Source organism: Arthrobacter sp. NPDC093125, from assembly GCF_044754225.1.
Classification (GTDB): Bacteria; Actinomycetota; Actinomycetes; order Actinomycetales; family Micrococcaceae; genus Arthrobacter.
Genome location: NZ_JBIVOQ010000004.1, coordinates 72,402 through 96,133, shown reverse-complemented (window position 1 = coordinate 96,133; position 23,732 = coordinate 72,402). Strand labels below are relative to the sequence as shown.

24 protein-coding genes are annotated in these 23,732 nt (G+C 65.8%); 21 read left to right on the top strand and 3 right to left on the bottom strand.

The window, feature by feature from the left end:
• The first annotated feature begins 104 nt into the window (after positions 1-104).
• The 7 genes from ACIP9X_RS10085 to ACIP9X_RS10055 all read left to right on the top strand — a co-directional run bounded on the left by ACIP9X_RS10085 (position 105) and on the right by ACIP9X_RS10055 (position 8,115).
• A complete protein-coding gene (locus ACIP9X_RS10085; protein ID WP_400479599.1) occupies positions 105-497 on the top strand; it encodes a hypothetical protein in 393 nt (130 codons plus the stop codon).
• An 89-nt stretch (positions 498-586) separates the two neighbouring features.
• Positions 587-1,495 carry a 4-hydroxy-tetrahydrodipicolinate synthase gene (gene dapA, locus ACIP9X_RS10080; protein ID WP_400479598.1) on the top strand — a complete coding sequence of 303 codons (909 nt, stop codon included), beginning with the start codon at positions 587-589 and terminating at the stop codon, positions 1,493-1,495.
• Positions 1,496-1,537: 42 nt separating this feature from the next.
• Positions 1,538-3,229: a ribonuclease J gene (locus ACIP9X_RS10075; RefSeq protein WP_400479597.1), complete on the top strand. Its 1,692-nt coding sequence runs from the start codon at positions 1,538-1,540 to the stop codon at positions 3,227-3,229.
• Positions 3,230-3,366: 137 nt separating this feature from the next.
• Positions 3,367-6,267 (top strand): DNA translocase FtsK, encoded by a 2,901-nt coding sequence (locus ACIP9X_RS10070; protein WP_400479596.1) that lies wholly within the window; start codon positions 3,367-3,369, stop codon positions 6,265-6,267.
• Between the two features lie 52 nt (positions 6,268-6,319).
• Positions 6,320-7,033 (top strand): CDP-diacylglycerol--glycerol-3-phosphate 3-phosphatidyltransferase, encoded by a 714-nt coding sequence (gene pgsA, locus ACIP9X_RS10065; protein ID WP_400479595.1) that lies wholly within the window; start codon positions 6,320-6,322, stop codon positions 7,031-7,033.
• Complete coding sequence (locus tag ACIP9X_RS10060; RefSeq protein WP_400479594.1) at positions 7,030-7,524, top strand: CinA family protein; 495 nt, start codon at positions 7,030-7,032, stop codon at positions 7,522-7,524. Before pgsA ends, ACIP9X_RS10060 begins: the two co-directional genes overlap by 4 nt.
• A 138-nt stretch (positions 7,525-7,662) precedes the next feature.
• A complete protein-coding gene (locus ACIP9X_RS10055; RefSeq protein WP_400479593.1) occupies positions 7,663-8,115 on the top strand; it encodes a helix-turn-helix domain-containing protein in 453 nt (150 codons plus the stop codon).
• Between the two features lie 85 nt (positions 8,116-8,200).
• Here ACIP9X_RS10055 and ACIP9X_RS10050 read toward each other — a convergent pair whose 3' ends face one another.
• The gene (locus tag ACIP9X_RS10050; protein ID WP_400479592.1) at positions 8,201-8,710 is read right to left on the bottom strand and encodes a MarR family winged helix-turn-helix transcriptional regulator; all 510 of its coding nucleotides are present in this window, start codon (positions 8,708-8,710) and stop codon (positions 8,201-8,203) included.
• A 70-nt stretch (positions 8,711-8,780) separates the two neighbouring features.
• On the opposite strand from ACIP9X_RS10050, the gene ACIP9X_RS10045 reads away from it, so the two are divergent.
• The 6 genes from ACIP9X_RS10045 (at position 8,781) to dapF (ending at position 14,396) form a co-directional block, all read left to right on the top strand.
• Positions 8,781-8,978: a DUF3046 domain-containing protein gene (locus ACIP9X_RS10045; protein WP_400479873.1), complete on the top strand. Its 198-nt coding sequence runs from the start codon at positions 8,781-8,783 to the stop codon at positions 8,976-8,978.
• A gap of 207 nt (positions 8,979-9,185) precedes the next feature.
• The gene (gene recA, locus ACIP9X_RS10040; protein WP_400479591.1) at positions 9,186-10,238 is read left to right on the top strand and encodes a recombinase RecA; all 1,053 of its coding nucleotides are present in this window, start codon (positions 9,186-9,188) and stop codon (positions 10,236-10,238) included.
• Positions 10,225-10,848: a regulatory protein RecX gene (locus ACIP9X_RS10035; protein ID WP_400479590.1), complete on the top strand. Its 624-nt coding sequence runs from the start codon at positions 10,225-10,227 to the stop codon at positions 10,846-10,848. Before recA ends, ACIP9X_RS10035 begins: the two co-directional genes overlap by 14 nt.
• 88 nt (positions 10,849-10,936) lie before the next feature.
• The gene (gene miaB / locus ACIP9X_RS10030) at positions 10,937-12,481 is read left to right on the top strand and encodes a tRNA (N6-isopentenyl adenosine(37)-C2)-methylthiotransferase MiaB (protein ID WP_400479589.1); all 1,545 of its coding nucleotides are present in this window, start codon (positions 10,937-10,939) and stop codon (positions 12,479-12,481) included.
• 3 nt (positions 12,482-12,484) lie between these two features.
• On the top strand, positions 12,485-13,387 hold the full coding sequence (gene miaA / locus ACIP9X_RS10025; RefSeq protein ID WP_400479588.1) for a tRNA (adenosine(37)-N6)-dimethylallyltransferase MiaA: 903 nt from the start codon (positions 12,485-12,487) through the stop codon (positions 13,385-13,387).
• A 64-nt stretch (positions 13,388-13,451) separates the two neighbouring features.
• On the top strand, positions 13,452-14,396 hold the full coding sequence (gene dapF / locus ACIP9X_RS10020) for a diaminopimelate epimerase (RefSeq protein WP_400479587.1): 945 nt from the start codon (positions 13,452-13,454) through the stop codon (positions 14,394-14,396).
• On the opposite strand, the gene ACIP9X_RS10015 is transcribed toward dapF, so the two are convergent.
• Positions 14,377-14,991, bottom strand: a complete 615-nt coding sequence (locus tag ACIP9X_RS10015) for a class I SAM-dependent methyltransferase (protein ID WP_400479586.1) — start codon at positions 14,989-14,991, stop codon at positions 14,377-14,379. The genes dapF and ACIP9X_RS10015 overlap by 20 nt on opposite strands.
• Positions 14,992-15,334: 343 nt before the next feature.
• Between ACIP9X_RS10015 and hflX the strand changes: the two genes are divergently transcribed.
• Positions 15,335-16,912, top strand: coding sequence for a GTPase HflX (gene hflX / locus ACIP9X_RS10010; protein ID WP_400479585.1), 1,578 nt, complete (start codon positions 15,335-15,337; stop codon positions 16,910-16,912).
• Positions 16,905-18,962, top strand: a complete 2,058-nt coding sequence (locus ACIP9X_RS10005) for an ATP-dependent DNA helicase (protein ID WP_400479584.1) — start codon at positions 16,905-16,907, stop codon at positions 18,960-18,962. Before hflX ends, ACIP9X_RS10005 begins: the two co-directional genes overlap by 8 nt.
• A 121-nt stretch (positions 18,963-19,083) precedes the next feature.
• On the opposite strand, the gene lexA is transcribed toward ACIP9X_RS10005, so the two are convergent.
• Positions 19,084-19,830 (bottom strand): transcriptional repressor LexA, encoded by a 747-nt coding sequence (lexA, locus tag ACIP9X_RS10000; RefSeq protein WP_400479583.1) that lies wholly within the window; start codon positions 19,828-19,830, stop codon positions 19,084-19,086.
• A gap of 482 nt (positions 19,831-20,312) precedes the next feature.
• Between lexA and ACIP9X_RS09995 the strand changes: the two genes are divergently transcribed.
• From ACIP9X_RS09995 to ACIP9X_RS09970, 6 genes are all read left to right on the top strand, one after another.
• Entirely contained in the window at positions 20,313-20,456 is a 144-nt protein-coding gene (locus ACIP9X_RS09995) for a hypothetical protein (RefSeq protein WP_400479582.1), read from the top strand.
• A complete protein-coding gene (locus ACIP9X_RS09990) occupies positions 20,423-20,734 on the top strand; it encodes a LysM peptidoglycan-binding domain-containing protein (protein WP_400479872.1) in 312 nt (103 codons plus the stop codon). The genes ACIP9X_RS09995 and ACIP9X_RS09990 overlap by 34 nt, the downstream gene beginning before the upstream one ends.
• Before the next feature lie 84 nt (positions 20,735-20,818).
• Positions 20,819-21,937, top strand: coding sequence for a histidinol-phosphate transaminase (locus tag ACIP9X_RS09985; RefSeq protein WP_400479581.1), 1,119 nt, complete (start codon positions 20,819-20,821; stop codon positions 21,935-21,937).
• Between the two features lie 62 nt (positions 21,938-21,999).
• Positions 22,000-22,626, top strand: a complete 627-nt coding sequence (gene hisB / locus ACIP9X_RS09980; RefSeq protein ID WP_400479580.1) for an imidazoleglycerol-phosphate dehydratase HisB — start codon at positions 22,000-22,002, stop codon at positions 22,624-22,626.
• Complete coding sequence (gene hisH, locus ACIP9X_RS09975; protein WP_400479579.1) at positions 22,623-23,453, top strand: imidazole glycerol phosphate synthase subunit HisH; 831 nt, start codon at positions 22,623-22,625, stop codon at positions 23,451-23,453. Before hisB ends, hisH begins: the two co-directional genes overlap by 4 nt.
• Positions 23,454-23,612 carry a hypothetical protein gene (locus tag ACIP9X_RS09970; RefSeq protein ID WP_400479578.1) on the top strand — a complete coding sequence of 53 codons (159 nt, stop codon included), beginning with the start codon at positions 23,454-23,456 and terminating at the stop codon, positions 23,610-23,612. It abuts the gene before it with no gap.
• Positions 23,613-23,732: the final 120 nt, after the last annotated feature.

Sequence of the window (23,732 nt, the reverse complement as noted above, 5' to 3'; positions counted from 1 at the left end):
TTCACCTGTGCGGCCAGCGTGCTTCAGCCGGGCAGCAGCTTGTCGTCCCGGAATTGACGCAGGCGCCTATTGCATTCGAACATATATTCGAATAATCTATCGGCATGGTTCAACCCTTTGGCGATTACTCCTCAAGCAACCATCAGCCGGGCAGCCCCGGGCCGGGGAAGAAGGGCGGCACGGATGGTCCGCTGAGGGCCATGAGTCCGGGAGTGGTGGACTACCTCTTCCGGCAGCTTGTCTCCGGAGAGCCGGCAGAGGACGTGCAATGGGAGCGGGAGGGCACGCCTCTTTCTGCCCAGGCGCCAGGGGGAGAGCTGGCACGCCGCCTGTCCGAGACTGACCTCGACGCGCTGACACCGACGGAGCTGTTCCATTACGTCCGGGCTGCCCAGCGCCTGGCGGCGTGGGCAGAGTCTCTCAGAGAAGCGGCTGTAGGCCGGTACTGCGCCGGAAATGATTCCAGCAAGGCTCCGGGCGGCCCGCGCCATCTGTGACCGCCGCGCTTGACGGCAGGCGCGACTTTGACCATCATCACTCGCCCGCCATTGTCCTAACGTGCCGGTGACAGGGTAACGTTTTTCCCATGGCTGAAACTCCCGCGAACATTCCTGCTCTTGGAACCCTCCTGACCGCCATGGTCACGCCCTTTACCCAGGACGGCAAAGTGGACTACCAGCAGGCCGCGGAGCTGGCCGGCAAGCTCGTCGATGACGGCTGCGACGGCCTGGTGGTCACCGGCACCACCGGTGAAACCTCCACCCTCACCGACGAGGAAAACCTGGGCATGTTCCGCGCCGTCAAGGAAGCGGTTGGGGGACGGGCCGCAATCATCGCCGGCACCGGAACCAATGACACCGCGCACTCTGTGCACCTGTCCCAGCAGGCAGCGGCACTGGGCGTCGACGGTCTCCTGCTCGTGACGCCGTACTACAATAAGCCCAGCCAGGCCGGCGTCCGGGCGCACTTCGAAACCATCGCGTCGGCAGTCGACGTGCCCGTCATGCTCTACGACATCCCGGGCCGCTCCTCCATCGCGATCGCACCCGAGACCATGATCCGGCTCGCCCAGCACCCGAACATTGTCGCCGTCAAGGACGCCAAGGCTGACTTCACCGCTGCCACCCGGGTCATGGCCGAGACTGACCTCCTCTTCTACTCCGGGGATGACGGCCTGACCCTTCCCTGGATGGCCCTGGGCGCCGTCGGCCTGGTGGGCGTGACCACCCACGTCGCCACCCGCCGCTTCCGCGAGCTCATCGACGCCGTCAACGCCAACGACCTCGGAACCGCGCGCAAGATCAACTTCGAGCTCGAGCCCGTGGTGCGCGCAACAATGACCCGCGTCCAGGGTGCCGTCGCGGCCAAACAAATTCTTAAATGGCAGGGAGTCCTGCCCAACTCGATTGTCCGCTTGCCCCTCGTGGAGCCGGACGAAGCCGAGATCGAAACCATCCGCGGGGATTTGGCGGAAGGAGGGCTGGTCTTTTCCTGACGGACTGAGACCGGCACTCTTCCGCCTGGAAAGAAGTGCAATATGACCCAAGTAGCCCTACCCGGCCTCGTTACGCCTCCCCGACTTGCGGACGGCACCCTAAGGATTGTTCCGCTTGGCGGGCTGGGCGAGATCGGCCGCAACATGGCTGTCTTCGAAATCGACGGAAAGTTGCTGATCGTTGACTGCGGTGTCCTCTTCCCGGAGGAGACCCAGCCCGGGGTGGACCTGATCCTGCCCGATTTTTCCTACATCGAGGACCGGCTGGATGACGTCGTGGCCGTGGTGCTCACGCACGGCCACGAGGACCACATCGGCGCCGTACCTTACCTCCTCCGTCTCCGCAGCGACATCCCGCTGGTGGGATCACAGCTGACACTGGCCCTGATCGAAGCGAAGCTCCAGGAGCACCGCATCCGGCCCTACACCCTGACGGTGACCGAGGGGCAGGTGGAGCAGTTCGGCCCGTTCCAGTGCGAGTTCGTCGCCGTCAATCACTCCATTCCGGATGCGCTGGCCGTCTTCCTTCGCACCGCCGGCGGCACCGTGCTGCACACGGGTGACTTCAAAATGGACCAGCTGCCGCTGGACGGGAGGATCACCGACCTGCGGCACTTCGCCAAGCTTGGCGAAGAAGGCGTGGACCTCTTCATGTCCGACTCGACAAACGCCGATGTCCCCGGGTTCACCACCGCTGAGAAAGAGATCGGCCCCACCCTGGAGCGGCTGTTCGCGCAGGCCACGAAGCGCATCATCGTGGCTTCCTTCTCCTCCCACGTCCACCGCGTACAGCAGGTCCTGGACGCCGCAGCCAAGCATGGCCGCAACGTGGCGTTCGTGGGACGCTCCATGGTCAGGAATATGGCCATCGCCGAAAAGCTCGGCTACCTGGACGTGCCGGACGGCATCCTCGTGGACCTCAAAAACATCGACACCCTGCCGGATAACAAGGTGGTGCTGATGTCCACCGGGTCGCAGGGCGAACCCATGGCCGCGCTGTCCCGCATGGCCAACGGCGACCACCGCGTGGTGGTGGGCCAGGGCGACACCGTGATCCTCGCCTCGAGCCTCATCCCGGGCAACGAGAACGCCGTGTTCCGCATCATCAACGGCCTGCTGAAGCTCGGCGCCAATGTCATCCACAAGGGCAACGCCAAGGTCCACGTCTCAGGCCACGCCGCGGCCGGGGAACTGCTCTATTGCTACAACATCCTCGAACCGCTCAACGCAATGCCCGTCCACGGCGAAACCCGGCACCTGATCGCCAACGGAAAGATCGCCGAGGAGTCCGGCGTGCCGGAGGCCAGCATCCTGCTGGCGGACAACGGCACGGTCGTTGACCTCAAGGACCACCGGGCCGACGTCGTAGGCCAGGTCGAAGTGGGCTTCGTCTACGTGGACGGCTCCAGCGTCGGCGAAATCACCGACGCCGACCTCAAGGACCGGCGTGTCCTGGGCGATGAAGGGTTCATTTCCATCATCACGGTCATCAACCGGGCCACCGGCAAGGTGGTTTCCGGGCCGGAAATCCACGCCAGGGGAGTGGCTGAGGACGACTCGGTCTTCGATGACATTATTCCCAAGATCAACACAGCTCTCGAAGAAGCAGTGCTTAGCAACGCGGACCACACCACGCACCAACTGCAGCAGGTTGTCCGCAGGATCGTGGGGACCTGGGTCAACCGCAAGCTTCGGCGCCGCCCGATGATCATTCCGGTGGTCCTCGAAGCTTAGGGTTACTCCCGCGGGTGCAGCGGGCCTGGGATTTGGGAGAAGACAGGGATCCGGGTGGAAACAGGGGCAGGCGAACACAGCGCCCCAAGGCCCGGAAATCCGCGGAATCAGGCGCGGGGTGGAGTACCGTGGCACATATGGCCACACGTACTTCCTCCGCGCCAAAACGTACGCCCGGCACCAAATCGGGCACGTCATCAGGCCGCGCCGGTGCAACGGCCTCCAAGTCGGGACGGTCGGGCTCGACCGGCCAGACCGCCCGCACCCGCCAGATGGCCGCCGTCGAACCCCACCAGCCCTGGCTCCTGCGGATCCTGGGTGGGGCCTGGCTTGCCGTCGGCCACCTGGTGGGCGGGGGAGTGCGCCGGATCGGCCACGATGTCAGCGACCTGGCGCCCGAAGAGCGCAGGGACGGCGCAGCGCTGTTCAACCTCGCGCTGGCCGTCTTCATCGCGACCTTCGCGTGGTGGGGCTTCCGGGGCTGGTTCCCCGACGCGGTGTACGCCGTGGTCAACGGGACGTTCGGGTGGATGTCGCTGGTGCTGCCGCTGATGCTGTTCATCTGCGCTGTGCGGCTGTTCCGCCGGCCTGCCGACGGCCGCGGCAACAACCGCGTGGGGATCGGCTTCCTCATCATGACCCTCGCGGGCTGCGGACTGGCCCACATCATCGGCGGCCAGCCCACTGTCGCCCAGGGTTTCGACGGCCTCCGCCAGGCAGGCGGCATGCTGGGCTTCCTGGCGGCATCGCCCCTTGCCGCCATCCACGCCGCCGTACCGTTGGCCTTGTATGGACTGCTGGCGTTCGTGTCTCTGCTGATCGTCACCGCCACACCGTTCACGGCCATCCCGCGGCGGCTGCGCGCGGCCTATGAGCACCTCATGGGCATTGACCTGCAGGAACACGACACGGACAGCCACGACCGCAGCTACCTTTACGAAAACAGTGCCCCGGCAGCGCCGAAGAAGAAGCGCAAGCGCCTCTTCGGCAAGGAGCAGGGCGCCGACCCGCGTCTCGAGGGCTACGTTGGTGACGAGGCCTTCGAGCATGCGGTCATTGACGACGACGACGAGCCCGCCTCGTCGGGCAAGGGCGCCTCAGCTGTGGCCCCGGGAGTCCGCCGCCCCACCCAGGCGGAGATCGCCGTCGAGAAGATCAAGGCCGCCCAGGGGCTTGGAACCAAGGGGGCGGACGCCCACGGGGAGAACGCCACGGAGGCCATCCCGCTCGTGACCCCGGGCTTGAACATGCCCGGCGCAGCGCCGGGCATGAATGCACCGGGTGCGGCCGTTCACGTGCCGTCCAAGCCGGTGGCGCCCCCGCCGCCGCCCACGCCCATCCCGCAGCGCACAGAGCAGCTTTCGCTGGCCGGCGACGTCACCTACACCCTGCCGTCGTCGGACATGCTGACTCCAGGGTCCATCCCGAAGGAGCGGACGGAAGCCAACGACGCCGTCGTTGCCGCCCTGACCGATACGCTCACCCAGTTCAACGTAGACGCCACGGTGACCGGGTTCAGCCGTGGTCCCACTGTCACGCGCTACGAAATCGAGCTCGCGCCCGGGACCAAGGTGGAGCGCGTCACGGCGCTGTCCAAGAACATCTCCTACGCCGTTGCCAGTTCCGATGTGCGCATCCTGAGCCCCATCCCCGGTAAGTCCGCCATCGGCATCGAAATTCCCAACACGGACCGTGAGACTGTGTCGCTGGGCGATGTCCTGCGGAGCCAGAACGCCCGGCGCACCGACCATCCCATGGTCATGGGCGTCGGCAAGGACGTGGAAGGCGGATACGTCGTCGCCAACCTGGCGAAGATGCCCCACCTCCTGGTGGCCGGTGCCACCGGCGCCGGTAAGTCCTCCTTCGTCAACTCCATGATCACGTCCCTGCTCATGCGGGCCACCCCTGACGAGGTCCGCATGGTCATGGTGGACCCCAAGCGCGTGGAACTGACCGCCTATGAGGGCGTGCCGCACCTCATCACGCCGATCATCACGAACCCGAAGAAGGCGGCGGAGGCGCTGCAGTGGGTGGTCCGGGAAATGGACGCCCGCTACGACGACCTTGCCAATTACGGCTTCAAGCACATCGATGACTTCAACAAAGCAGTCCGCGCCGGCAAGGTCCATCCACCGGTCGATTCGAAGCGCGTCATACGGCCCTACCCCTACCTCCTGGTGATCGTGGACGAGCTCGCCGACCTCATGATGGTGGCCCCGCGCGACGTCGAAGACTCCATCGTCCGGATCACGCAGCTGGCGCGCGCCGCCGGCATCCACCTGGTCCTGGCCACCCAGCGGCCGTCCGTGGATGTCGTCACCGGCCTCATCAAGGCGAACGTGCCGTCCCGCATGGCGTTCGCGACCTCCTCGGTCACCGACTCCCGCGTGGTCCTCGACCAGCCAGGCGCCGAAAAGCTGATCGGGCAGGGTGACGCCCTGTTCCTGCCCATGGGCGCCTCCAAGGCAATGCGCGTGCAGGGCGCCTGGGTGACGGAGTCTGAAATCCATAACGTGGTGGAGCACGTCAAGGGCCAGCTCAAAGCTGAGTACCGGGACGACGTCGCCGCAGATGCCCCCAAGAAGCAGATCGACGACGACATCGGAGACGATCTCGAGGTGCTGCTGCAGGCCACCGAACTTGTGGTCACCACACAGTTCGGCTCCACGTCGATGCTGCAGCGCAAGCTGCGGGTCGGATTCGCCAAGGCCGGCCGCCTCATGGACCTCCTGGAGTCCAGGGGAGTGGTGGGCCCGTCCGAAGGATCAAAGGCCCGCGACGTCCTGGTCAAGCCGGACGACCTTGCCGCCGTGCTGGCTGCCATGAAGGGCCAGGAGGCCCCGGCTGCGCCCGATTCGCAGACCGCCGCACTGAGCGACAACGCCAACGCCAACATTGCGCAGGGCGGCTATGCGGAGGACCTCGTTGCCGCCGACCTGGACAACCGCACGCAAAACGTTGAGTACTACGACGGCGCCGACGGCCCGGGCGACGACGGTGACGGCTCCGAAGACGCCTGGTCCCTCACGGGGCGGTAGCACTGAACCGGTAGCCCTGAAGCGGGGGCCCGGAAGACGGTAGCCTAGGAAGGTGACTAGCACCGAAGCGACCGCGGCCGGCTCCAACAGCTCCGGGATCTGGAATCTACCCAACATCCTCACCATGCTCCGCATCGTGCTGGTGCCGTTCTTCGTGTGGTTCCTCCTGGCAGACGCGCCGGGGCTCAGCAGCGAGTCCGGGCCCTGGCGGTGGGCCGCCGTGGCGGCGTTCGCCGTCGCCATCTACACGGACAAGCTCGACGGCGACATCGCCCGCAGCCGCGGACTGGTCACCGATTTCGGCAAGATTGCCGATCCCATTGCCGACAAGCTGCTGACCGGCTCCGCGCTGGTCATGCTCTCGGTCCTGAACGAACTGCCCTGGTGGATCACGCTGGTCATCCTCGTCCGCGAATGGGGTATCACCGCACTGCGGTTCTTCGTCATCCGCTACGGCGTCATTCCGGCGTCGCGGGGAGGAAAACTCAAGACCGTGGTGCAGACCGCCGCAATCTTCCTGTACCTGCTTCCGCTGTCCGCCATCGCGCCCTGGCTGGTCTGGGTGGCCCTCGCCGTCATGCTGGTCGCCGTGCTCATCACGGTGTGGACCGGCGTCGAGTACGTCATCGAGGCACTCAAGGTCCGCTCCCAGGGGCTGCGCCGCAGGGCAGAAGAACAGCAGATGGCCGAGGAAGAGCACAGGGCAGGGGACCAACATATGGCCGAGGAAGAGCACCGGCCGGACACCCGGGAGGGGGAGGCATGAGCAACCTTCACAGACTTGCCGGCGAAACCGTGGCGGCAGCGGCAGGCAGCGGCATCACGATAGCCACCGCAGAGTCCCTGACTGCGGGCATGGTCAGCGCCATCCTTGCTGACACACCCGGTGCCTCTGCAATGCTGCGGGGCGGCGTCGTCTCGTACAGCAATTCCGTCAAGCGTGACCTCCTCCGCGTTCCCCAGGAACTACTTGACGCCGTGGGGTCGGTGAACGGCGACGTGGCCGCAGCCATGGCCGAAGGGGCACGCACCGCCTGTGGAGCGGACCTGGCCGTAGCGACCACCGGCGTGGCGGGGCCGGGGGAGCATGACGGGAAGCCGGTGGGAACGGTGTTCATCGGTGTCGCCAGCGCGCACGGTGCCACCTCCTATCCCTACAGTTTCGAGGGCACGCGGGCGGAGATCAGGGCGCTGGCTTGCGAGGCCGCCCTGGAACGGCTTCGGGAGGCCCTCGCCTCGCTAAGTTACCGGGAGTAAGGTTGCCGGGAACAAAAACCATTTCCGAATAGTTGTTACATTGTGTCGCTTCCGGAATAGGGAGGCGCCTAGGATGAAAACACCAACATCGGTTCGCCCTCCAGCGGACCGGACTCATGAGGGAGCAAGGCGATACAGATGGTAAAGCAGCCCGTATCCGTAAACGGCGTTGTCCGCTGGAAGGATGTGGGCCTCGCTGATCAGTCCAAGAGCGAACAGAAGGAGCGCAAGATGGTAGTACTACGTCACGAAATCGGTGATGTCCTGCGCGATGTCCGCCAGCGCCAGGGGCGTACCCTCCGCGAAGTGTCCCACAGCGCCCGGGTTTCCCTGGGTTACTTGAGCGAAGTGGAGCGCGGCCAGAAGGAAGCCTCTTCGGAGCTCCTGTCCTCAATCTGCTCTGCCCTGGACGTTCCGCTGTCCAGCATGCTCCGCGAGGTCAGTGACCGTGTGGCCATGGCCGAGGGCGTTGCAGTGCCCGACACGGTGCCGCAGGAATTCTCCCAGCGTTACGGCCGTGATCTCGACCGCGACCTCAACACTGAGCTGAACAACGAGCTGGCCAAGGGCCTGCTGTCCGGCGCCCGGTGACCGGCACCGAATCTAAAGCTTCATAACGAGACAGCTTCATAACGAGACCGAAGGCCCCCGGCAGCAGCCGGGGGCCTTCGTCCATCTACGGGGTTTCGTCCCTTGGAAACCCGTCACGCTCATATGTTGAATTCAACTTGGCCATATAGGTGGCGAGTGCTTCCAGGTCCTCCACCGGCCATTCGCCCAACCGCTCCCGGAAGACCTGGTGCCTGGCGTCCTGTACCTGGTGCATCTTCTCTTCGCCCTTGGGCGTGAGGCGGATTGTCTGTGCGCGTCCATCCAGGGGATCCGCTTCCTTGAGAACGAGGCCGATGCTCTCCAAGAACGCAATCTGGCGGCTCACGGAGGGCTTGCCGACGCCGATGCACGACGCCAGTTCGGTCAGCCTGATGGGTCCCGTCTTGCGGATCATCGTGAGCAGCCCGTAGGCGGCGGGTTCCATGTCCGGATGCACCTGGCGCGACAACTGCTGGGAAACAGCGCGGGCACGCCGCCAGAAGATGCTGATCTGCTGCTCCACAGACTTCAGGGCGGCATCCAGGGTGTCTTCAGAAGGGGCGGACGTCCCCGGGACGTCAACGGGGTTGCTCATGGCAACCATTCTAGAGTCCGCCGGCCATGAGAGACTCTATGTTGTGCGGATCAGTGATTTTTGGCGGCTCATGGACGATGAGTTTGGTGCAGGCTATTCCCGCGTACTCAGCAGCTCGTTGAGCCTCGCGGGAGTCGGAGGCCGGACCGCCGACGAAGCACTGGCCGCCGGCGTCAATCCCCGCGACGTTTGGCTGGCCATGTGCGACGTACAGGACGTTCCCGCTGAACGCCGCCTTGGCCGGGATATCAAACCCACCAGGCACTGAGTCCTCCCACTCCGCTGGCAGAATCCTGACACGCCGACCAGTTCTTCGAATATCTGTTCGGATGGGACTATGCTTTTTTCCAGCGGGTTATCCACATACGCAACCGCGCCGGGCAATATTGTCACAGGCCGGCGATAGCGTCAGAGATGACAGAGAAAAGGGCCGCGCAGGCCACTCCACAGCGAGAAAGCAACAGAGGTGTGAACCATGGCGGCAGCCCCGGACCGTGCAAAGGCGCTTGAAGCAGCGCTTGCCCAGATTGACAAGCAGTTCGGCAAAGGATCGATCATGCGGCTGGGTGATGAGACCCGAGCCCCCATCGAGGTCATCCCCACCGGATCGATTGCCCTGGATGTCGCCCTTGGCATCGGCGGGCTTCCGCGTGGCAGGGTCGTGGAGATCTATGGTCCCGAATCTTCCGGTAAGACCACCGTTGCCCTCCACGCCGTAGCGAACGCTCAGCGCAACGGCGGGATCGCCGCCTTCATCGACGCTGAGCACGCCCTGGACCCCGAGTACGCGGCCAAGCTGGGTGTGGACACCGATGCACTGCTGGTATCCCAGCCGGACACCGGTGAGCAGGCGCTCGAGATCATGGACATGCTGGTCGGCTCCGGTTCACTGGACATTGTGGTCATTGACTCCGTGGCTGCCCTCGTCCCGCGTGCGGAAATCGAAGGCGACATGGGCGACAGCCACGTCGGCCTCCAGGCACGACTGATGAGCCAGGCCCTGCGAAAGATCACCGGCCGGCTGAGCCAGACCAAGACCACCGCCATCTTCATCAACCAGCTCCGCGAAAAGATCGGTGTGTTCTTCGGCTCACCCGAAACCACCACCGGTGGTAAGGCGCTGAAGTTCTACGCCTCCGTCCGTATCGACGTCCGCCGTATCCAGACGCTGAAGGAAGGCGCCGACTCGGTCGGTAACCGCACCAAGGCCAAGATCGTCAAGAACAAGATGGCGCCGCCCTTCAAGATCGCCGAATTCGACATCATCTACGGCCAGGGCATCTCCCGCGAGGGCGGCATTATCGACATGGGCGTGGAGCACGGCATCATCAAGAAGTCCGGCTCCTGGTTCACGTATGACGGCGACCAGCTTGGCCAGGGCATGGAGAACTCCAGGCGCTTCCTTCGCGACAACCCCGAACTCGCGGCGGAACTGGAGCGGCTCATCAAGGAAAAGCTCGGCGTGGGAGTCAAGCCCGCTGCTGAGGCTGAGGCTTCGCCGAAGCTGAAGGCTGTTGACGGTTTCTAGCAGCAGGCGGCGCGGCCGGGGCGCCGGTGCCGGGGAAGGCCACTGGTCTGCCCCGGCATCTCCGTCCGGAGAGAGCGCACCGCCGCCACCCTCCGAGGACAGGGAAGCAGATCCGGCGTCGGTGGCGCGTGCCATCGTGCTGCGCCAGCTGACCAGCGCGCCCAAGAGCAGGCTGCAGCTGGAGCGCAAACTGGCGGAACGCAATGTGCCGGAAGACGTCGCTGCTGCTGTGCTGGACCGCTTCGAGGAGGTCAAGCTCGTCGATGATGCGGAGTTCGCCGACATGTGGGTGCGGAGCCGCTCGCAGACCCGCAAGCTGGCAAAGGGCGCCCTGCGCCGCGAGCTGTCGGAGAAGGGCATCGACCCCGAGATGGCGGCGTCGGCGCTGGAGCAGCTTAGCGATGAGGACGAGGAAGCTGCGGCCCGGCAGTTGGTGGAGCGCAAGCTGCGTCCTGGCCTGGACCTGACGGACCGCGCCGAGCGGGACAAAGTAGCCCGGCGCCTGGCCTCCATGCTCGCGCGCAAGGGGTACCAGCCGTCGCAGGCCTTCCGCATCGTCGGCGAAGTGCTGGACTCCGTCTCGGGCAGTGAGAGCGTCTCGGGCAGTTAGAGCGTCACGGGCAGGCAGAGCGCCCGCCCACAGCATGCCCGCCTAAGGGCCGCGCCCTGCATGCGGACGCAGCCGGTACGCTTAATGGGTGAGCCTGACCTACCCTTCCCCAGCAAGCGGCGCCCTACCCGCAGCCGCCGACGCTTCCGGCGCGCCCCGCACCTACCAGGTGCGCACCTTCGGATGCCAAATGAACGTCCATGATTCCGAGCGCATGGCCGGGATGCTCGAAGCGGCGGGCTACGTTCCGGCGGAGGGCACCCAGGCCGACGTCGTGGTGTTCAACACGTGCGCGGTCAGGGAAAACGCAGACAACAAGCTGTACGGAAACCTTGGCCAGCTGGCCCCGGTCAAGGCGGCCAACCCCGGGATGCAGATCGCCGTCGGCGGCTGCCTGGCCCAGAAGGACCGCGACACCATCCTGAAGAAGGCTCCGTGGGTGGATGCCGTCTTCGGCACGCATAACGTCGGTGCCCTGCCGGCCCTTCTGGACCGTGCGCGCCACAACAGCGAGGCGCAGCTGGAGATCCTTGAGTCGCTGGACGTCTTCCCGTCGACGCTGCCCACGAAGCGCGATTCGGTGTATTCCGGCTGGGTGTCCATCTCGGTCGGCTGCAACAACACCTGCACTTTCTGCATCGTTCCCGCCCTGCGCGGCAAGGAGAAAGACCGCCGCCCCGGGGACATCCTCGCCGAAGTGCAGGCTCTGGTGGAGGACGGCGCCATCGAAGTGACACTCCTTGGCCAGAACGTGAACTCCTACGGCGTGGAGTTCGGCGACCGCCAGGCGTTCTCCAAGCTGCTCCGCGCATGCGGCGAGATCCCGGGCCTGGAGAGGGTCCGCTTCACCAGCCCGCACCCCGCCGCCTTTACGGACGACGTCATCGACGCCATGGCCGAGACGCCGAACGTCATGCCGCAGCTGCACATGCCGCTGCAGTCGGGCTCGGACAAGGTTTTGAAGGACATGCGACGGTCCTACCGCTCCTCGAAGTTCCTGGGAATCTTGGACAAGGTCCGGGAGAAGATGCCGCACGCCGCGATCTCCACGGACATCATCGTGGGCTTCCCCGGCGAGACCGAAGAGGATTTCCAGGCGACCCTGGACGTTGTCGAAAAGTCCCGCTTCGCCACTGCCTTCACCTTCCAGTACTCCAAGCGGCCCGGTACGCCGGCAGCCGACCTTCCCGACCAGCTGCCCAAGGCTGTGGTCCAGGAACGCTTCGAACGGCTCACCGCCCTGCAGGACCGCATCGCTGCGGAGGAAAACGCGAAGCAGCTCGGGCGGCGGGTCGAGGTCATGGTGACCGCCCAGTCGGGACGCAAGGCAGAGGAAACCCACAGGTTGTCCGGCAGGGCGCAGGACCAGCGGCTCGTCCACTTCTCCGTGCCGGAGGGTGCCCCCGCCCCGCGGCCCGGTGACCTCGTCACCGTCACGATTACCGAGGCTGCCGCTTTCCACCTGGTTGCCGACCCCGCAACCGCGGAGGATTACTCCCTGCGCCGATCGCGGGCAGGGGACGCATGGGACAGGTCACAGGCCGATTCCTGCGGCGCTCCCGCGCCTGCTGCTCCGAGCGGGAAATCCAGCGTCTCGCTCGGCATGCCGTCGCTCCCGATCCCCAGTCGCTAGCCAGTGGACGCCAGGCAGCCGCCTGTCATCGCGGTGGTCGGGCCGACTGGGTCCGGAAAGTCAGACCTGGCCGTCGAGCTCGCACTGAAACTTGACGGCGAGGTTATCAACGCCGACGCCATGCAGTTCTACCGCGGCATGGACATCGGAACTGCCAAGGTCACCGATGCCGAACGCAAGGGGGTTCCGCACCACCTGCTGGACATCCTGGATGTGACCGAGGAAGCATCCGTATCCGAGTTCCAGCAGCACGCCCGGGCCGCCATCGCTGACATCCACAGCCGGGGGAAACGCGCGATCCTCGCGGGCGGCTCCGGGTTGTATGTCCGTGCCGCGGTCGACGTCCTTGAGTTCCCGGGTACCTCGGCCTCCATCCGGAAGCGGCTCGAGCAGGAACACGCTGACGCCGGCATTGCCCCGCTCCTGGAGCGGCTGAGGCGCGTCGACCCGGTTTCCGCCGGCCGGCTCGGCGACGCGCGGCGGATCATCCGTGCGCTGGAGGTCTTTGAGCTGACAGGCCGCCCGTTCAGTTCGTTCATGCCCAACCGGGAGTACGTGCAGCCGACCGTCCAGATCGGACTGGAGGTGGACAGGGAGATACTCCGGGAGCGGCTCGCCGCACGCGTCCACCGGATGGTCGACAGGGGACTCCTGGCAGAGGTTGAGCGCCTTGATGCTGCCGGGCTGCGGCGCGGCCGAACCGCGCCCCGCGCACTGGGATACGCCCAGTTCCTGAAAGTGCTCGACGGCGAAGCCGACGTTCCGCAGGCAGCCGAGGAGACGATCGTGGCCACCCGGCAGTTCGCCCGCCGCCAGCTCACGTGGTTCCGTGCGGATCCGCGCATCGCGTGGCTGGACTGGCAGGATCCTGACCTGGTCGCAAAGGCCGCGGTTCTCTGCAGCTGACGCGCCCAGCAGATACGGCGCCGTCTGTTTTTCGGACCCCTCTGGCGGCGGGTAACCTTGAAATATGAATGAAGCCCTTGCAGAAACCGCTGAGCGCCCCGTGTCACAACTGAGTGGCCTCCGCTTCTCGAAGGGCCACGGCACCGGCAACGACTTCGTGCTGATCGCCGACCCTGAGGGCATGCATTCCATCTCCCCGGAGCAGGTCGCCGGGCTGTGCGACCGGCACCGCGGCATCGGCGGGGACGGCCTCATCCGTGCCGTCCCGTCCCGGCTGCTCGATGAAGGCCGCCAGATTCTCTCCGTGAACCCGGATGCCGAATGGTTCATGGATTACCGCAACGGCGACGGTTCACTGTCCGAAATGTGCGGGAACGGCGTCCGGGTCTTCGTTCACTTCCTCCTCGCCGAGGGCCTGGCGGAACTGCCGCCGGGGGGCGCGCTCACAATCGGAACGCGCGGCGGCGTCAAAACGATCGTCCGCACCGCTGACGGGTACGCCGTGGACATGGGCCCGTGGGAATTCATTTTCCCCGCCGATGCCGCCGCCCGGGCCATGGACTCCCTCGTCAGTGCTGACGGTCTGGAGGTGCCGCGGCCCGCGCTGTCAGTCAGCATGGGAAACCCGCACACGGTGGTGGCCCTGGCGGAACTGTCCGAGCTGGACGGCATGAAACTCTTCGCCGCCCCCCACGTGGACCCGAAGCCCGAGCACGGAACCAACGTCGAGTTCGTCGTGCCCTCAGAGCCGCTGGTCCACGACGGCGTGGGCACCGTGACCATGCGGGTGCACGAACGCGGAGTCGGGGAGACCCAATCCTGTGGCACCGGCGCGTGCGCCGCCGCCGTGGCTATCCGTCACTGGGCCGGACAGGGGGCACCGGACGCCTGGCATGTGAAGGTACCGGGCGGCGTCGTCGGCGTGAAATTCTTCACAGTGGCCGACGGCCGCGAGCACGTGGAGCTGAGCGGCCCGGCAACGATCGTTGCTAGCGGGACGCTTTCCTGACGCGCAGGATCCGGAACGACTTTGACGTGCTCTCACGGGTCACCGTGAAGGAATCATCGAGCACCGTGTCCAGCCAGCGCTGCAGGGAATCGGAACCCAGGTTCTTCTGCACCACCAGCCATGCCGAGCCGCCCGGTGCCAGGCGCGGCAGCCAGAGCAACAGCAGTGAGTGCAGCTCGTCCTTGCCGATCCGGATCGGCGGATTGGACCAGATGGTATCGAACCGCAGCTCCGGATCAACCCCCTCCGGCGCGCTGGCGGTGACGTTGTTCAGCCCAAGAAGGGCAGCGTTCTCATTCGTGAGCGCAATGCAGCGTTCGTTGACGTCCACCGCATAAACCTGCGCGTGCGGCGCACGCAGCGCCATGGACAGCGCAATGGGGCCCCAGCCGCAGCCTATGTCCAGCAGGTTTCCCTGCGGCGCCGGGGCGGGGACCTCCGCCAGCAAGATCGCCGTCCCCTTGTCGATCCCGTCCGGGCTGAAGATGCCCGAGGACGTGTGCAGCCTGCGCGATTCACCGGCCAGCTCCACGGTAAGCGGCTTGCGGGTGAACGGCCCTGCGGGCGAGGCGCTGAAATAGTGGGCAGAGTCCATAACTGGCCCATATTAGTGGGCTCACCTGCGGGATGGAAAACCGGTGCCGGACTTCTGCTATCCTAGTAGGCATGTTCCTGACTTTTGAGTAGCCGGTATTTCTCCGCCGCAGGCTTTAGCCGCGGCCCCGGCCACATGCCCTCCCGTCGCGACGCAGGTGTACCACCTTCCGCCCGGAGCGCACCCATCAACACTCAGCCAGTCCACTTCCTGCCGCTCCGGCCCTTGAGCCGTCGGCATTTCAGGAGCCTTCATGACCCCTCGCAGTCAGCCCAGCGCGAATACCACGCCCAAGGGCAGCAATCAGCACTATTCTGAAGATGCAGAACCTTCTAAGGAGACCATGACCAGTCAGCACAATTCCGGATCCGAACCAGCCGCCCAGGACATGAGTCCTGCGGAAATCCAGGCTGTGATCGACCGGATCCTATCCAAGGACGTTCCGGCACGGAACGCCGCGGACGCCAACGGCTCGGAAGCCGCCGGCAACGCGGTCCTTGGCCAAGCACAGGCCATCTCACGGCTTGACGAAGAACACAGCATGTTCGACGGAGACCAGCAGGATCTCGAGGAACGCCGCGCCCTGCGCCGTACGGCAGGGCTGTCCACCGAACTCGAGGACGTCACCGAAGTCGAATACCGGCAGCTGCGCCTGGAGCGTGTGGTGCTGACGGGGCTCTGGAGCGAAGGCACCCTTGCCGACGCCGAGAACTCCCTGCGCGAACTCGCCGCCCTGGCCGAAACGGCAGGCTCGGAGGTCCTCGACGGACTGGTCCAGCGGAGGGCGAAGCCGGACCCCGGCACGTTCCTCGGCGCGGGAAAGGCCCTGGAACTCAAGGACGTCGTGATGTCCACCGGCGCAGACACCGTGGTGGTTGACGCGGAACTTGCACCCTCCCAGCGCCGCGGACTCGAAGACATCGTCAAGGTCAAGGTCATCGACCGCACAGCGCTGATCCTCGACATCTTCGCCCAGCACGCGAAGAGCCGCGAGGGCAAGGCCCAGGTGGAGCTTGCGCAGCTCGAATACCTGCTCCCGCGCCTCCGTGGCTGGGGTGAATCGATGTCCCGGCAGGCCGGTGGCCAGGTGGGCGGTGCCGGTGCCGGCATGGGTTCGCGTGGCCCCGGTGAAACCAAGATCGAACTTGACCGCCGGCGTATCCGCACCCGGATGGCAAAGCTGCGCCGCGAAATCGCCGCGATGAAGCCGGCCCGGGAGACCAAGCGGGCCAACCGCCGTCGCAATGCCGTACCGTCTGTGGCGATTGCGGGGTACACCAACGCGGGCAAGTCCTCACTGCTGAACCGGCTGACCGACGCCGGCGTCCTGGTGGAGAACGCCCTGTTCGCCACGCTGGACCCGACCGTCCGCAAGGCTGAGACCTCGGACGGTCTGGGGTACACGCTTGCGGACACGGTGGGCTTCGTCCGGTCACTTCCCACCCAGCTCGTGGAGGCATTCCGCTCCACGCTGGAGGAAGTCGCGGACGCCGACCTGATCCTGCACGTTGTGGACGTCTCCCACCCGGATCCGGAGGGGCAGATCGCTGCCGTGCGCTCGGTCTTCGCCGAGGTGGATGCCCGCAAGGTGCCCGAGATCATCGTGCTGAACAAGGCAGACGCGGCCGACCCGTTCGTCGTCGAGCGCCTGAAGCAGCGCGAGCCCCGCCACGTGGTGGTGTCGGCCCGCACCGGCGAGGGGATTTCCGAGCTGCTGAAGGCCATCAGTGACGGCATCCCGCGGCCCAGCGTCAAGCTGGAGCTGCTGGTGCCGTACCACCGGGGTGACCTGATCAACAAGCTCCACGAGTCTGACGCGGAGATCCTGAGCATGGAGCACGAAGAGGGCGGCACCCGGGCCGTCGTGATGGTCCGGGAAGGCCTTGCGGCTGAACTGGAATCCTTCATTACCAATGACTGACCGGGCGGCCTCCGCCTCCTCCGGTGCCACGGCCGGCGAGGAGTTCGTCATCGAGCTCCTCGACCGCGCCGTGGCCGGCATGGGCGGCCAGAGCCGAAGCGGCCAGCATGAGATGGCGCGGCAGGTGGCGCGGGCCATCGAAACCGGCGACCACCTGCTGGTCCAGGCAGGCACAGGCACCGGAAAGTCCCTGGCCTACCTGGTCCCGCTCATCGCCCACTCGCTGGAAAGCAACAAGCCCACTCTTGTCTCCACCGCCACCCTGGCGCTGCAGACCCAGATCGTTGGCCGTGACCTGCCCCGGCTGTTGGAGGCCCTCAAGCCGGCCCTCGACCGCCCGGTGAAGGTGGCCCTCGTCAAAGGCCGGGCCAACTACGTCTGCCGGCACAAGCTTGAAGGCGGCTTTCCTTCGGAGGAGCCCTCCGAGGGACAGCTCTTCTCCCTCGGCGAGGACACCAGCGTCCCGCATTTCGCCGCTGCCATGGGCGGGCCCTCATCACAGCTCGGCAAGGAGGTCGTCCGGCTCCGCGAATGGGCAGAAAAGACTGCCACGGGCGACCGTGATGAACTCCTTCCAGGCGTCACCGACCGCGCCTGGCGGCAGGTTTCCGTCACGTCGATGGAATGCCTCGGCGCCCAAAAATGCCCCCTCGCCGAAGAGTGCTTCAGTGAACTGGCCAGGCACGAAGCAGCCGAGGCGGACGTCGTCGTCACCAACCACGCCATGCTCGCCGTCAGCGCCTTTGAGGGCCTGGCTGTCCTGCCCGAATACGATGTGGTCGTCGTCGACGAGGCGCACGAGCTGCAGGACCGCGTCACCGGCGCAGTGTCCGGGCAGCTGTCCGTTGCCATGGTCCACGCGGCAGCATCAGGTGCCCGGAAGCACACCGGGATCACTGTGGATGCGCTCAATAACGCCGCAGCCAACCTTGAACTTGCCCTCGCGGGCGTTCCCAGCGGCCTGCTGCCGAACGGACTCAATGCCGAGCAGCTCGACTGCGTTGACCAGCTCCGGGAGGCGTGCAGGGCAGCGCTCTCCGATTCCAAGGGGGACAGCAACAGCACGGCCGACGGCGGCCGGCAGCTCGCGCGTTCCCGCCTCCTTGTCATTCTGGAACTGTGCGAACGGCTGCTCGCCGCGCGCGAGAACCGCGAAGTGGTCTGGTTTTCCCGGAACAGCACCTTCGATCCCCAGCAGGGCTACTCACCGCCGGACGACACCCAGCCCGCGCTGATCAATATCGCCCCGCTGAGCGTCGCCGGGCGTCTCCGGGAGGGACTGTTCGCGGACCACACCGTAGTGTTGACCTCCGCCACGCTCGCCATCGGCTCGGCCTTCGAACCCGCGGCCGGCGGCCTCGGCCTCCTGGGCGAGGGCGCCCCCAGCTGGACCGGCGTGGACGTGGGTTCCCCCTTCGATTACCCGAAGCAAGGCATTCTCTATGTGGCGGGGCATCTGCCCAAGCCGGGGAGGGGCACGTCGCCCGAAGCGCTCGACGAACTCGAAGCTCTCATCAAGGCCTCGGGCGGGGGAGCACTGTGCCTCTTCTCGTCCCGTCGCGCCGCCGAGGAGGCCGCTGATGCTCTTCGCCCCCGCCTCGACGTCGACGTGCTCTGCCAGGGCGATTCCACGATGACCGCGCTGGTCAAGCAGTTCGCAGACGAGCCGGACACTTGCCTGTTCGGGACCATGTCCCTCTGGCAGGGGGTGGACGTGCCCGGCGGCTCGTGCCGGCTTGTGGTGATTGACAGGATTCCGTTCCCGCGGCCGGATGATCCGCTGATGACTGCACGTTCGCGTGCGGTGGCGCAGTCCGGCGGCAATGGATTCATGTCCGTCTCGGCCACGCATGCGGCGATCCGGTTGGCCCAGGGTGCCGGACGTCTTATCCGGTCCACGGATGACCGGGGTGTGGTGGCAGTACTGGATTCGCGGCTTTCCACCGAGCGCTACGGCGGATTTCTGCGGGCTGCGCTCCCGCCGTTCTGGCCCACGACGGACCGCAAGATCGCCATTGCAGCACTGGAAAGGCTCGCCCAGGCGGAGTGAGCGGGGGCCCGGAGTCAGCGTGGCCTGCAGTGCGTCGGAGTCCTCGGGTGCGCGTGTCCAGAACGAACGCAGCCCGGAACGAACGCAGCCTAGAGCAAACGCAGCCTAGAGCGAACGGAGCCTAGAGCGAGCGGAGCACCGAAACGACCTTGCCCATGACGACGGCGTGGTCGCCCAGGATGGGCTCGTACTGCGTGTTTTGCGGAAGCAGCCAGGTGTGGCCGTCACGCTGCCGGAAGGTCTTCACTGTTGCTTCGTCATCCAGCAGCGCCGCAACGATGTCGCCGTTGACGGCGTCGCTTTGACGGCGCACCACCACCCAGTCGCCGTCGCAGATCGCGGCGTCCACCATGGAGTCACCCGCGACCCGCAGCATAAACAGTTCCCCGTGGCCCACAAGCTGCCGGGGGAGCGGCATCAGCTCCTCCACCATCTGGTCCGCGAGGATGGGGCCGCCGGCCGCGATGCGGCCGACCAGCGGCACCATGGCTGTGTCCGTTGCGCTGGGAAGCTCGGACACGCCGGCCGGGCCGACGCTGCGAAGCCGGACGTCCTGCTCGGGGTCGGAAGCTTTGGACAGGCCGGCGTCCAGGGTCAGCGGCATGAGGACTTCCATTGCCCGGGGCCGCTTGGGATCGCGCCGGAGATATCCGAGCTTCTCCAGCTGTGAGAGCTGGTGGGTCACGCTGGACAGGCTGGCCAGCCCGACGGTATCGCCAATCTCCCGCATGGAGGGAGGGTAGCCGTTGTCATTTACCGAACGCTGTATGGTTTCCAGGATCTTCTTCTGGCGGATGGTGAGCCCCTTGGGCTTCCGGGGCCGCTGGCTGCGCTGGGTAGCTTTGCCTTCGGAGGCTGATGCTGCCATGTTCGCAAGTGCCTTTCGTTCCACCCGGACTGCGGGGCTGCAGTGCCGGGAACCCCCCGGCCTGAAAATGTCAGACCCTGCTGATCAACTGCAGAAGTGGTTGTTCTTTGATTTCCAACGTAGGCCAGCCGCACGGCTTTTTCAAACATTTGTTCTAGCGAGTCTCGACTTTGTTCGTTGATAAGTGCTAAAACTGGAGAAGCAAAGTTCGAACATGTGTTCTATTGCCACTGCAGGTCCGATCCGTTCTTCGAACATGATGGCGGACATCCGGTTGAACCCGGGCGCGTGGGCAGCAGCTCAGCCCCGGCGGCAGCCAGGGAAGCAGCTGTACACATGCTCAGCAGTACCGACCGGCAGCAGCACAGAGTAGTCCAGGAGGGCTTAGGTCATGTCAGCTTCAACAACGGTTCATCAGCCTCACGCAGTGCAGTCTCCCGCAGGGCAGTCTCACAAAGTGCAGTCTCACAAAGTGCAGTCTCATGGGGTGCAGCCTCACGTCATGCAGTCTGACGTACGTCAGACTCATGCACTGCAGCCTCACGCGGTTCGGTCTCAGGCCGCAAGCGGGCAGGCGGGGAAGCCGCCTCGTCTGCGGCTCACCCGACGTGGCCGGATCGTACTGATCGGGTTCCCGCTGGTGCTTCTTGCGGCGCTCCTGATCTCCCTCGCCGGCCTGCTGAATTCCCCGGCCAAGGCAGCGGACACAGCCAGCGGACTCTCAGTCACAGAGACCGTCACCGTGACGGTGCAGCCGGGGGAGTCCCTGTGGGCCATCGCCGTGAGCGCAGATCCCACCAGGGACGCCCGTGACACCATCGCCGATATCGTCCAGTTAAATAGCCTGGAGAATGGCAAGGTCATGCCGGGGCAGCAGCTGTTCGTCCCTTCCGCCAGGTCCTGATTGCGGGCGCCCCGTCTGCCCCCCGCCCGCCGCCTCACCGGTCACAGTTTCCTGCTCGCCGCTCCGGGCAAATAAACTGTCCAAGTGACTGACCAGCTTGAGCGACTGAACCGCCTGCCCCTCCGGACCAACTTGCGGGGGCTGACGCCCTACGGTGCACCGCAGCTGGAGGTGCCCATCCTGCTGAACGTCAATGAGAACACCCACGGGGTGCCAGCGGACGTCAGGGCTGCAATTTCGGAGGCCGTGACGGAAGCCGCGGCCGGCTTGAACCGGTACCCGGACCGCGAGTTCACCAAGCTCCGGGAAGCCCTCGCCGAGTACCTGGGCCACGGGCTGGGCGCCGAGAATATCTGGGCCGCCAACGGCTCCAACGAAGTCCTCCAGCAGATTCTCCAGGCATTCGGCGGCCCCGGCCGCACGGCCCTGGGCTTTCCACCCACGTACTCCATGTACCCCCTGCTGGCCAGTGGAACCGACACCGAATACATTGTGGGGCAGCGGGCGGAGGGCTACGGCCTGAGCGCCGAGTCGGCCGCACGCCAGGTCCGTGAGCTGCAGCCGAACGTCGTGTTCCTCTGCTCACCCAACAATCCCACCGGCACCGGCCTGGGGCTGGATGTGGTGGAAGCTGTCTATGAAGCCGGCGAGGCCAGCCAGACGGTAGTTATCGTCGACGAGGCGTACCACGAGTTTGCCCACGACGGCACGCCCAGCGCACTGACCCTGCTGCCCGGGCGCGAGCGGCTTATCGTCTCCCGGACCATGAGCAAGGCGTTTGCCCTGGCCGGGGCCCGCCTCGGATACATGGCGGCAGCCCCGGAAGTGGCTGACGCGTTGCGCCTGGTCCGCCTTCCATACCACCTGTCGGCGATCACCCAGGCCACGGCTCTGGCCGCACTGGAGCACCGGGAAGCCCTGATGGCCGACGTTGAAGACATCAAGCGGCAGCGCGACAGGATTGTCACCGAGCTGACGCGCATGGGCCTGAAGCCCGCAACGTCGGACTCCAACTACGTTTTCTTCGGCGGCATCGAGAACCCGCACCAGGTGTGGCAGGAACTCCTCGACTCCGGCGTGCTGATCAGGGATGTCGGCATCCCCGGACATCTGCGTGTCACCGCCGGCACTGAGACAGAAACCACAGCCTTCCTCGAGGCGCTGGAAACCATCCTGGCCCGGCAGGCAGCTCTTCCGGCCTAAACTGGAGGGTAGACCGAGAGCAGCGTCTGCATCCTCCTTCGTTAAAAAGGACACCTATCACCATGACCGATACCGGAATCCAGACTGTCAAGGCCCGGACCGCGCGCCTGGAGCGCACCACCAGCGAATCTTCCGTGCTCGTGGAGATCGACCTCGACGGCACCGGCGTATCAGACATCAGCACCTCGGTCCCGTTCTACGACCACATGCTCACCGCGCTGTGCAAGCACTCGCTTATCGACATGACCGTGAAGGCAACCGGCGACATCCACATCGACGTCCACCACACGGTGGAGGACGTGGCGATCACATTCGGCGAGGTGCTGCGCACTGCCCTTGGCAACAAGGCCGGCATCCGCCGTTTCGGTGAAGCTACCGTGCCGTTGGATGAGGCTCTTGCCCACGCCGTGGTTGACGTCTCCGGCCGGCCCTACCTGGTGCACGGCGGAGAGCCGGCTGGCCAGGAATACCACCTCATCGGCGGACACTTCACCGGTTCGCTCACCCGCCACGTCTTCGAGGCCATCACCCTCCACGCCGGCATCTGCCTGCACATGAACGTCCTCGCCGGGCGGGACCCGCACCACATTGTCGAGGCCCAGTTCAAGGCGTTTGCCCGGGCGCTGCGCGCCGCCGTCGAGCCCGACCCCCGAGTTGAGGGGATTCCGTCCACGAAGGGTGCACTGTGACCGGCAAAGTGCTGCGCGACGGCGCCATTATTGACCCCTCAGCCACGGTGAAGCCGCCGTCGCCCGAAGGGAAACCGACCGTCACCGTGCTGGACTACGGTTCCGGCAATGTCCGTTCTGCTGTTCGTGCGCTCGAGCGGGCCGGTGCTGAAGTCATCCTCAGCTCCAAGCCGGAGGACGTCCTGAACGCTGACGGCCTGGTGGTTCCCGGCGTCGGCGCCTTCGAGACCGTTATGCGCGAGCTGAAGGCCGTGGACGGCATCCGGATGATCGGCCGGCGCGTTGCCGGCGGCCGACCCGTCCTTGGCATCTGCGTCGGCCTCCAGGTCCTTTTTGAAGCGGGCGTGGAACACGGGACAGAAGCAGAAGGCATGGGGGAGTGGCCGGGCAAGGTCGAGCTCCTTCCCGCCGACGTGGTTCCTCACATGGGATGGAACACGGTCAAGGTCCCGGAGGGTTCCAAGCTCTTCGAAGGCGTGGAAAATGACCGGTTCTACTTCGTGCACTCCTACGGCGTGCAGAGCTGGGACTTCGACGTCATCCAGCCTCGCATGGCACCGCCGCTCGTCACCTGGTCCGAGCACGGTGCGCCCTTCATCGCAGCCGTGGAGAACGGTCCGCTGTGCGCCACGCAGTTCCACCCGGAAAAATCGGGCGACGCGGGCGGGCGCCTCCTCAGGAACTGGGTGAACAGCCTGCACACTTCCCACCACCGGACTGCTGCTGGCCCAATCCAGGGAGACAGCGCGCGGGAAGACAGCGCGCAGGCCGACACCAAGCCGGCGGGCACGCAGGCCGCAGGCAGCACGCCTGCAGCGGACGCCTAGATGTGGTCGGTCGTCCTGATGGGCCTCGCCGGCCTGCTGATCGGCGGCGCGCTTTCCTTTAGGCAGCAGAAGAAGCCGCTTTGGACGCAGATAGGCTTCGGCGTCCTGGCGGCAATGTCACTGCTCGCCGCCTACCTGCTGACCTTGCCGGCAGCCTGACCCCGGGCGCGCTGGCCACTGCACGCTTTCATGGCCAGGTGCCCGATTCACAACCACTGCACGCCACAACACCCCGCAAAGGCCGCTGCGTCAGACTGACACGTACCGGAAACTGCGCCC

Excerpts from the sequence above, each read along its gene's own strand:
- ACIP9X_RS10085 (WP_400479599.1), top strand. The coding sequence starts at position 105 with ATGGTTCAACCCTTTGGCGATTACTCCTCAAGCAACCATCAGCCGGGC.
- dapA (WP_400479598.1), top strand. The coding sequence starts at position 587 with ATGGCTGAAACTCCCGCGAACATTCCTGCTCTTGGAACCCTCCTGACC.
- ACIP9X_RS10075 (WP_400479597.1), top strand. The coding sequence starts at position 1,538 with ATGACCCAAGTAGCCCTACCCGGCCTCGTTACGCCTCCCCGACTTGCG.
- ACIP9X_RS10070 (WP_400479596.1), top strand. The coding sequence starts at position 3,367 with ATGGCCACACGTACTTCCTCCGCGCCAAAACGTACGCCCGGCACCAAA.
- ACIP9X_RS10060 (WP_400479594.1), top strand. The coding sequence starts at position 7,030 with ATGAGCAACCTTCACAGACTTGCCGGCGAAACCGTGGCGGCAGCGGCA.
- ACIP9X_RS10055 (WP_400479593.1), top strand. The coding sequence starts at position 7,663 with ATGGTAAAGCAGCCCGTATCCGTAAACGGCGTTGTCCGCTGGAAGGAT.
- ACIP9X_RS10050 (WP_400479592.1), bottom strand. The coding sequence starts at position 8,710 with ATGAGCAACCCCGTTGACGTCCCGGGGACGTCCGCCCCTTCTGAAGAC.
- ACIP9X_RS10045 (WP_400479873.1), top strand. The coding sequence starts at position 8,781 with ATGGACGATGAGTTTGGTGCAGGCTATTCCCGCGTACTCAGCAGCTCG.
- recA (WP_400479591.1), top strand. The coding sequence starts at position 9,186 with ATGGCGGCAGCCCCGGACCGTGCAAAGGCGCTTGAAGCAGCGCTTGCC.
- dapF (WP_400479587.1), top strand. The coding sequence starts at position 13,452 with ATGAATGAAGCCCTTGCAGAAACCGCTGAGCGCCCCGTGTCACAACTG.
- ACIP9X_RS10015 (WP_400479586.1), bottom strand. The coding sequence starts at position 14,991 with ATGGACTCTGCCCACTATTTCAGCGCCTCGCCCGCAGGGCCGTTCACC.
- hflX (WP_400479585.1), top strand. The coding sequence starts at position 15,335 with ATGACCAGTCAGCACAATTCCGGATCCGAACCAGCCGCCCAGGACATG.
- ACIP9X_RS10005 (WP_400479584.1), top strand. The coding sequence starts at position 16,905 with ATGACTGACCGGGCGGCCTCCGCCTCCTCCGGTGCCACGGCCGGCGAG.
- lexA (WP_400479583.1), bottom strand. The coding sequence starts at position 19,830 with ATGGCAGCATCAGCCTCCGAAGGCAAAGCTACCCAGCGCAGCCAGCGG.
- ACIP9X_RS09995 (WP_400479582.1), top strand. The coding sequence starts at position 20,313 with ATGGGGTGCAGCCTCACGTCATGCAGTCTGACGTACGTCAGACTCATG.
- hisB (WP_400479580.1), top strand. The coding sequence starts at position 22,000 with ATGACCGATACCGGAATCCAGACTGTCAAGGCCCGGACCGCGCGCCTG.
- ACIP9X_RS09970 (WP_400479578.1), top strand. The coding sequence starts at position 23,454 with ATGTGGTCGGTCGTCCTGATGGGCCTCGCCGGCCTGCTGATCGGCGGC.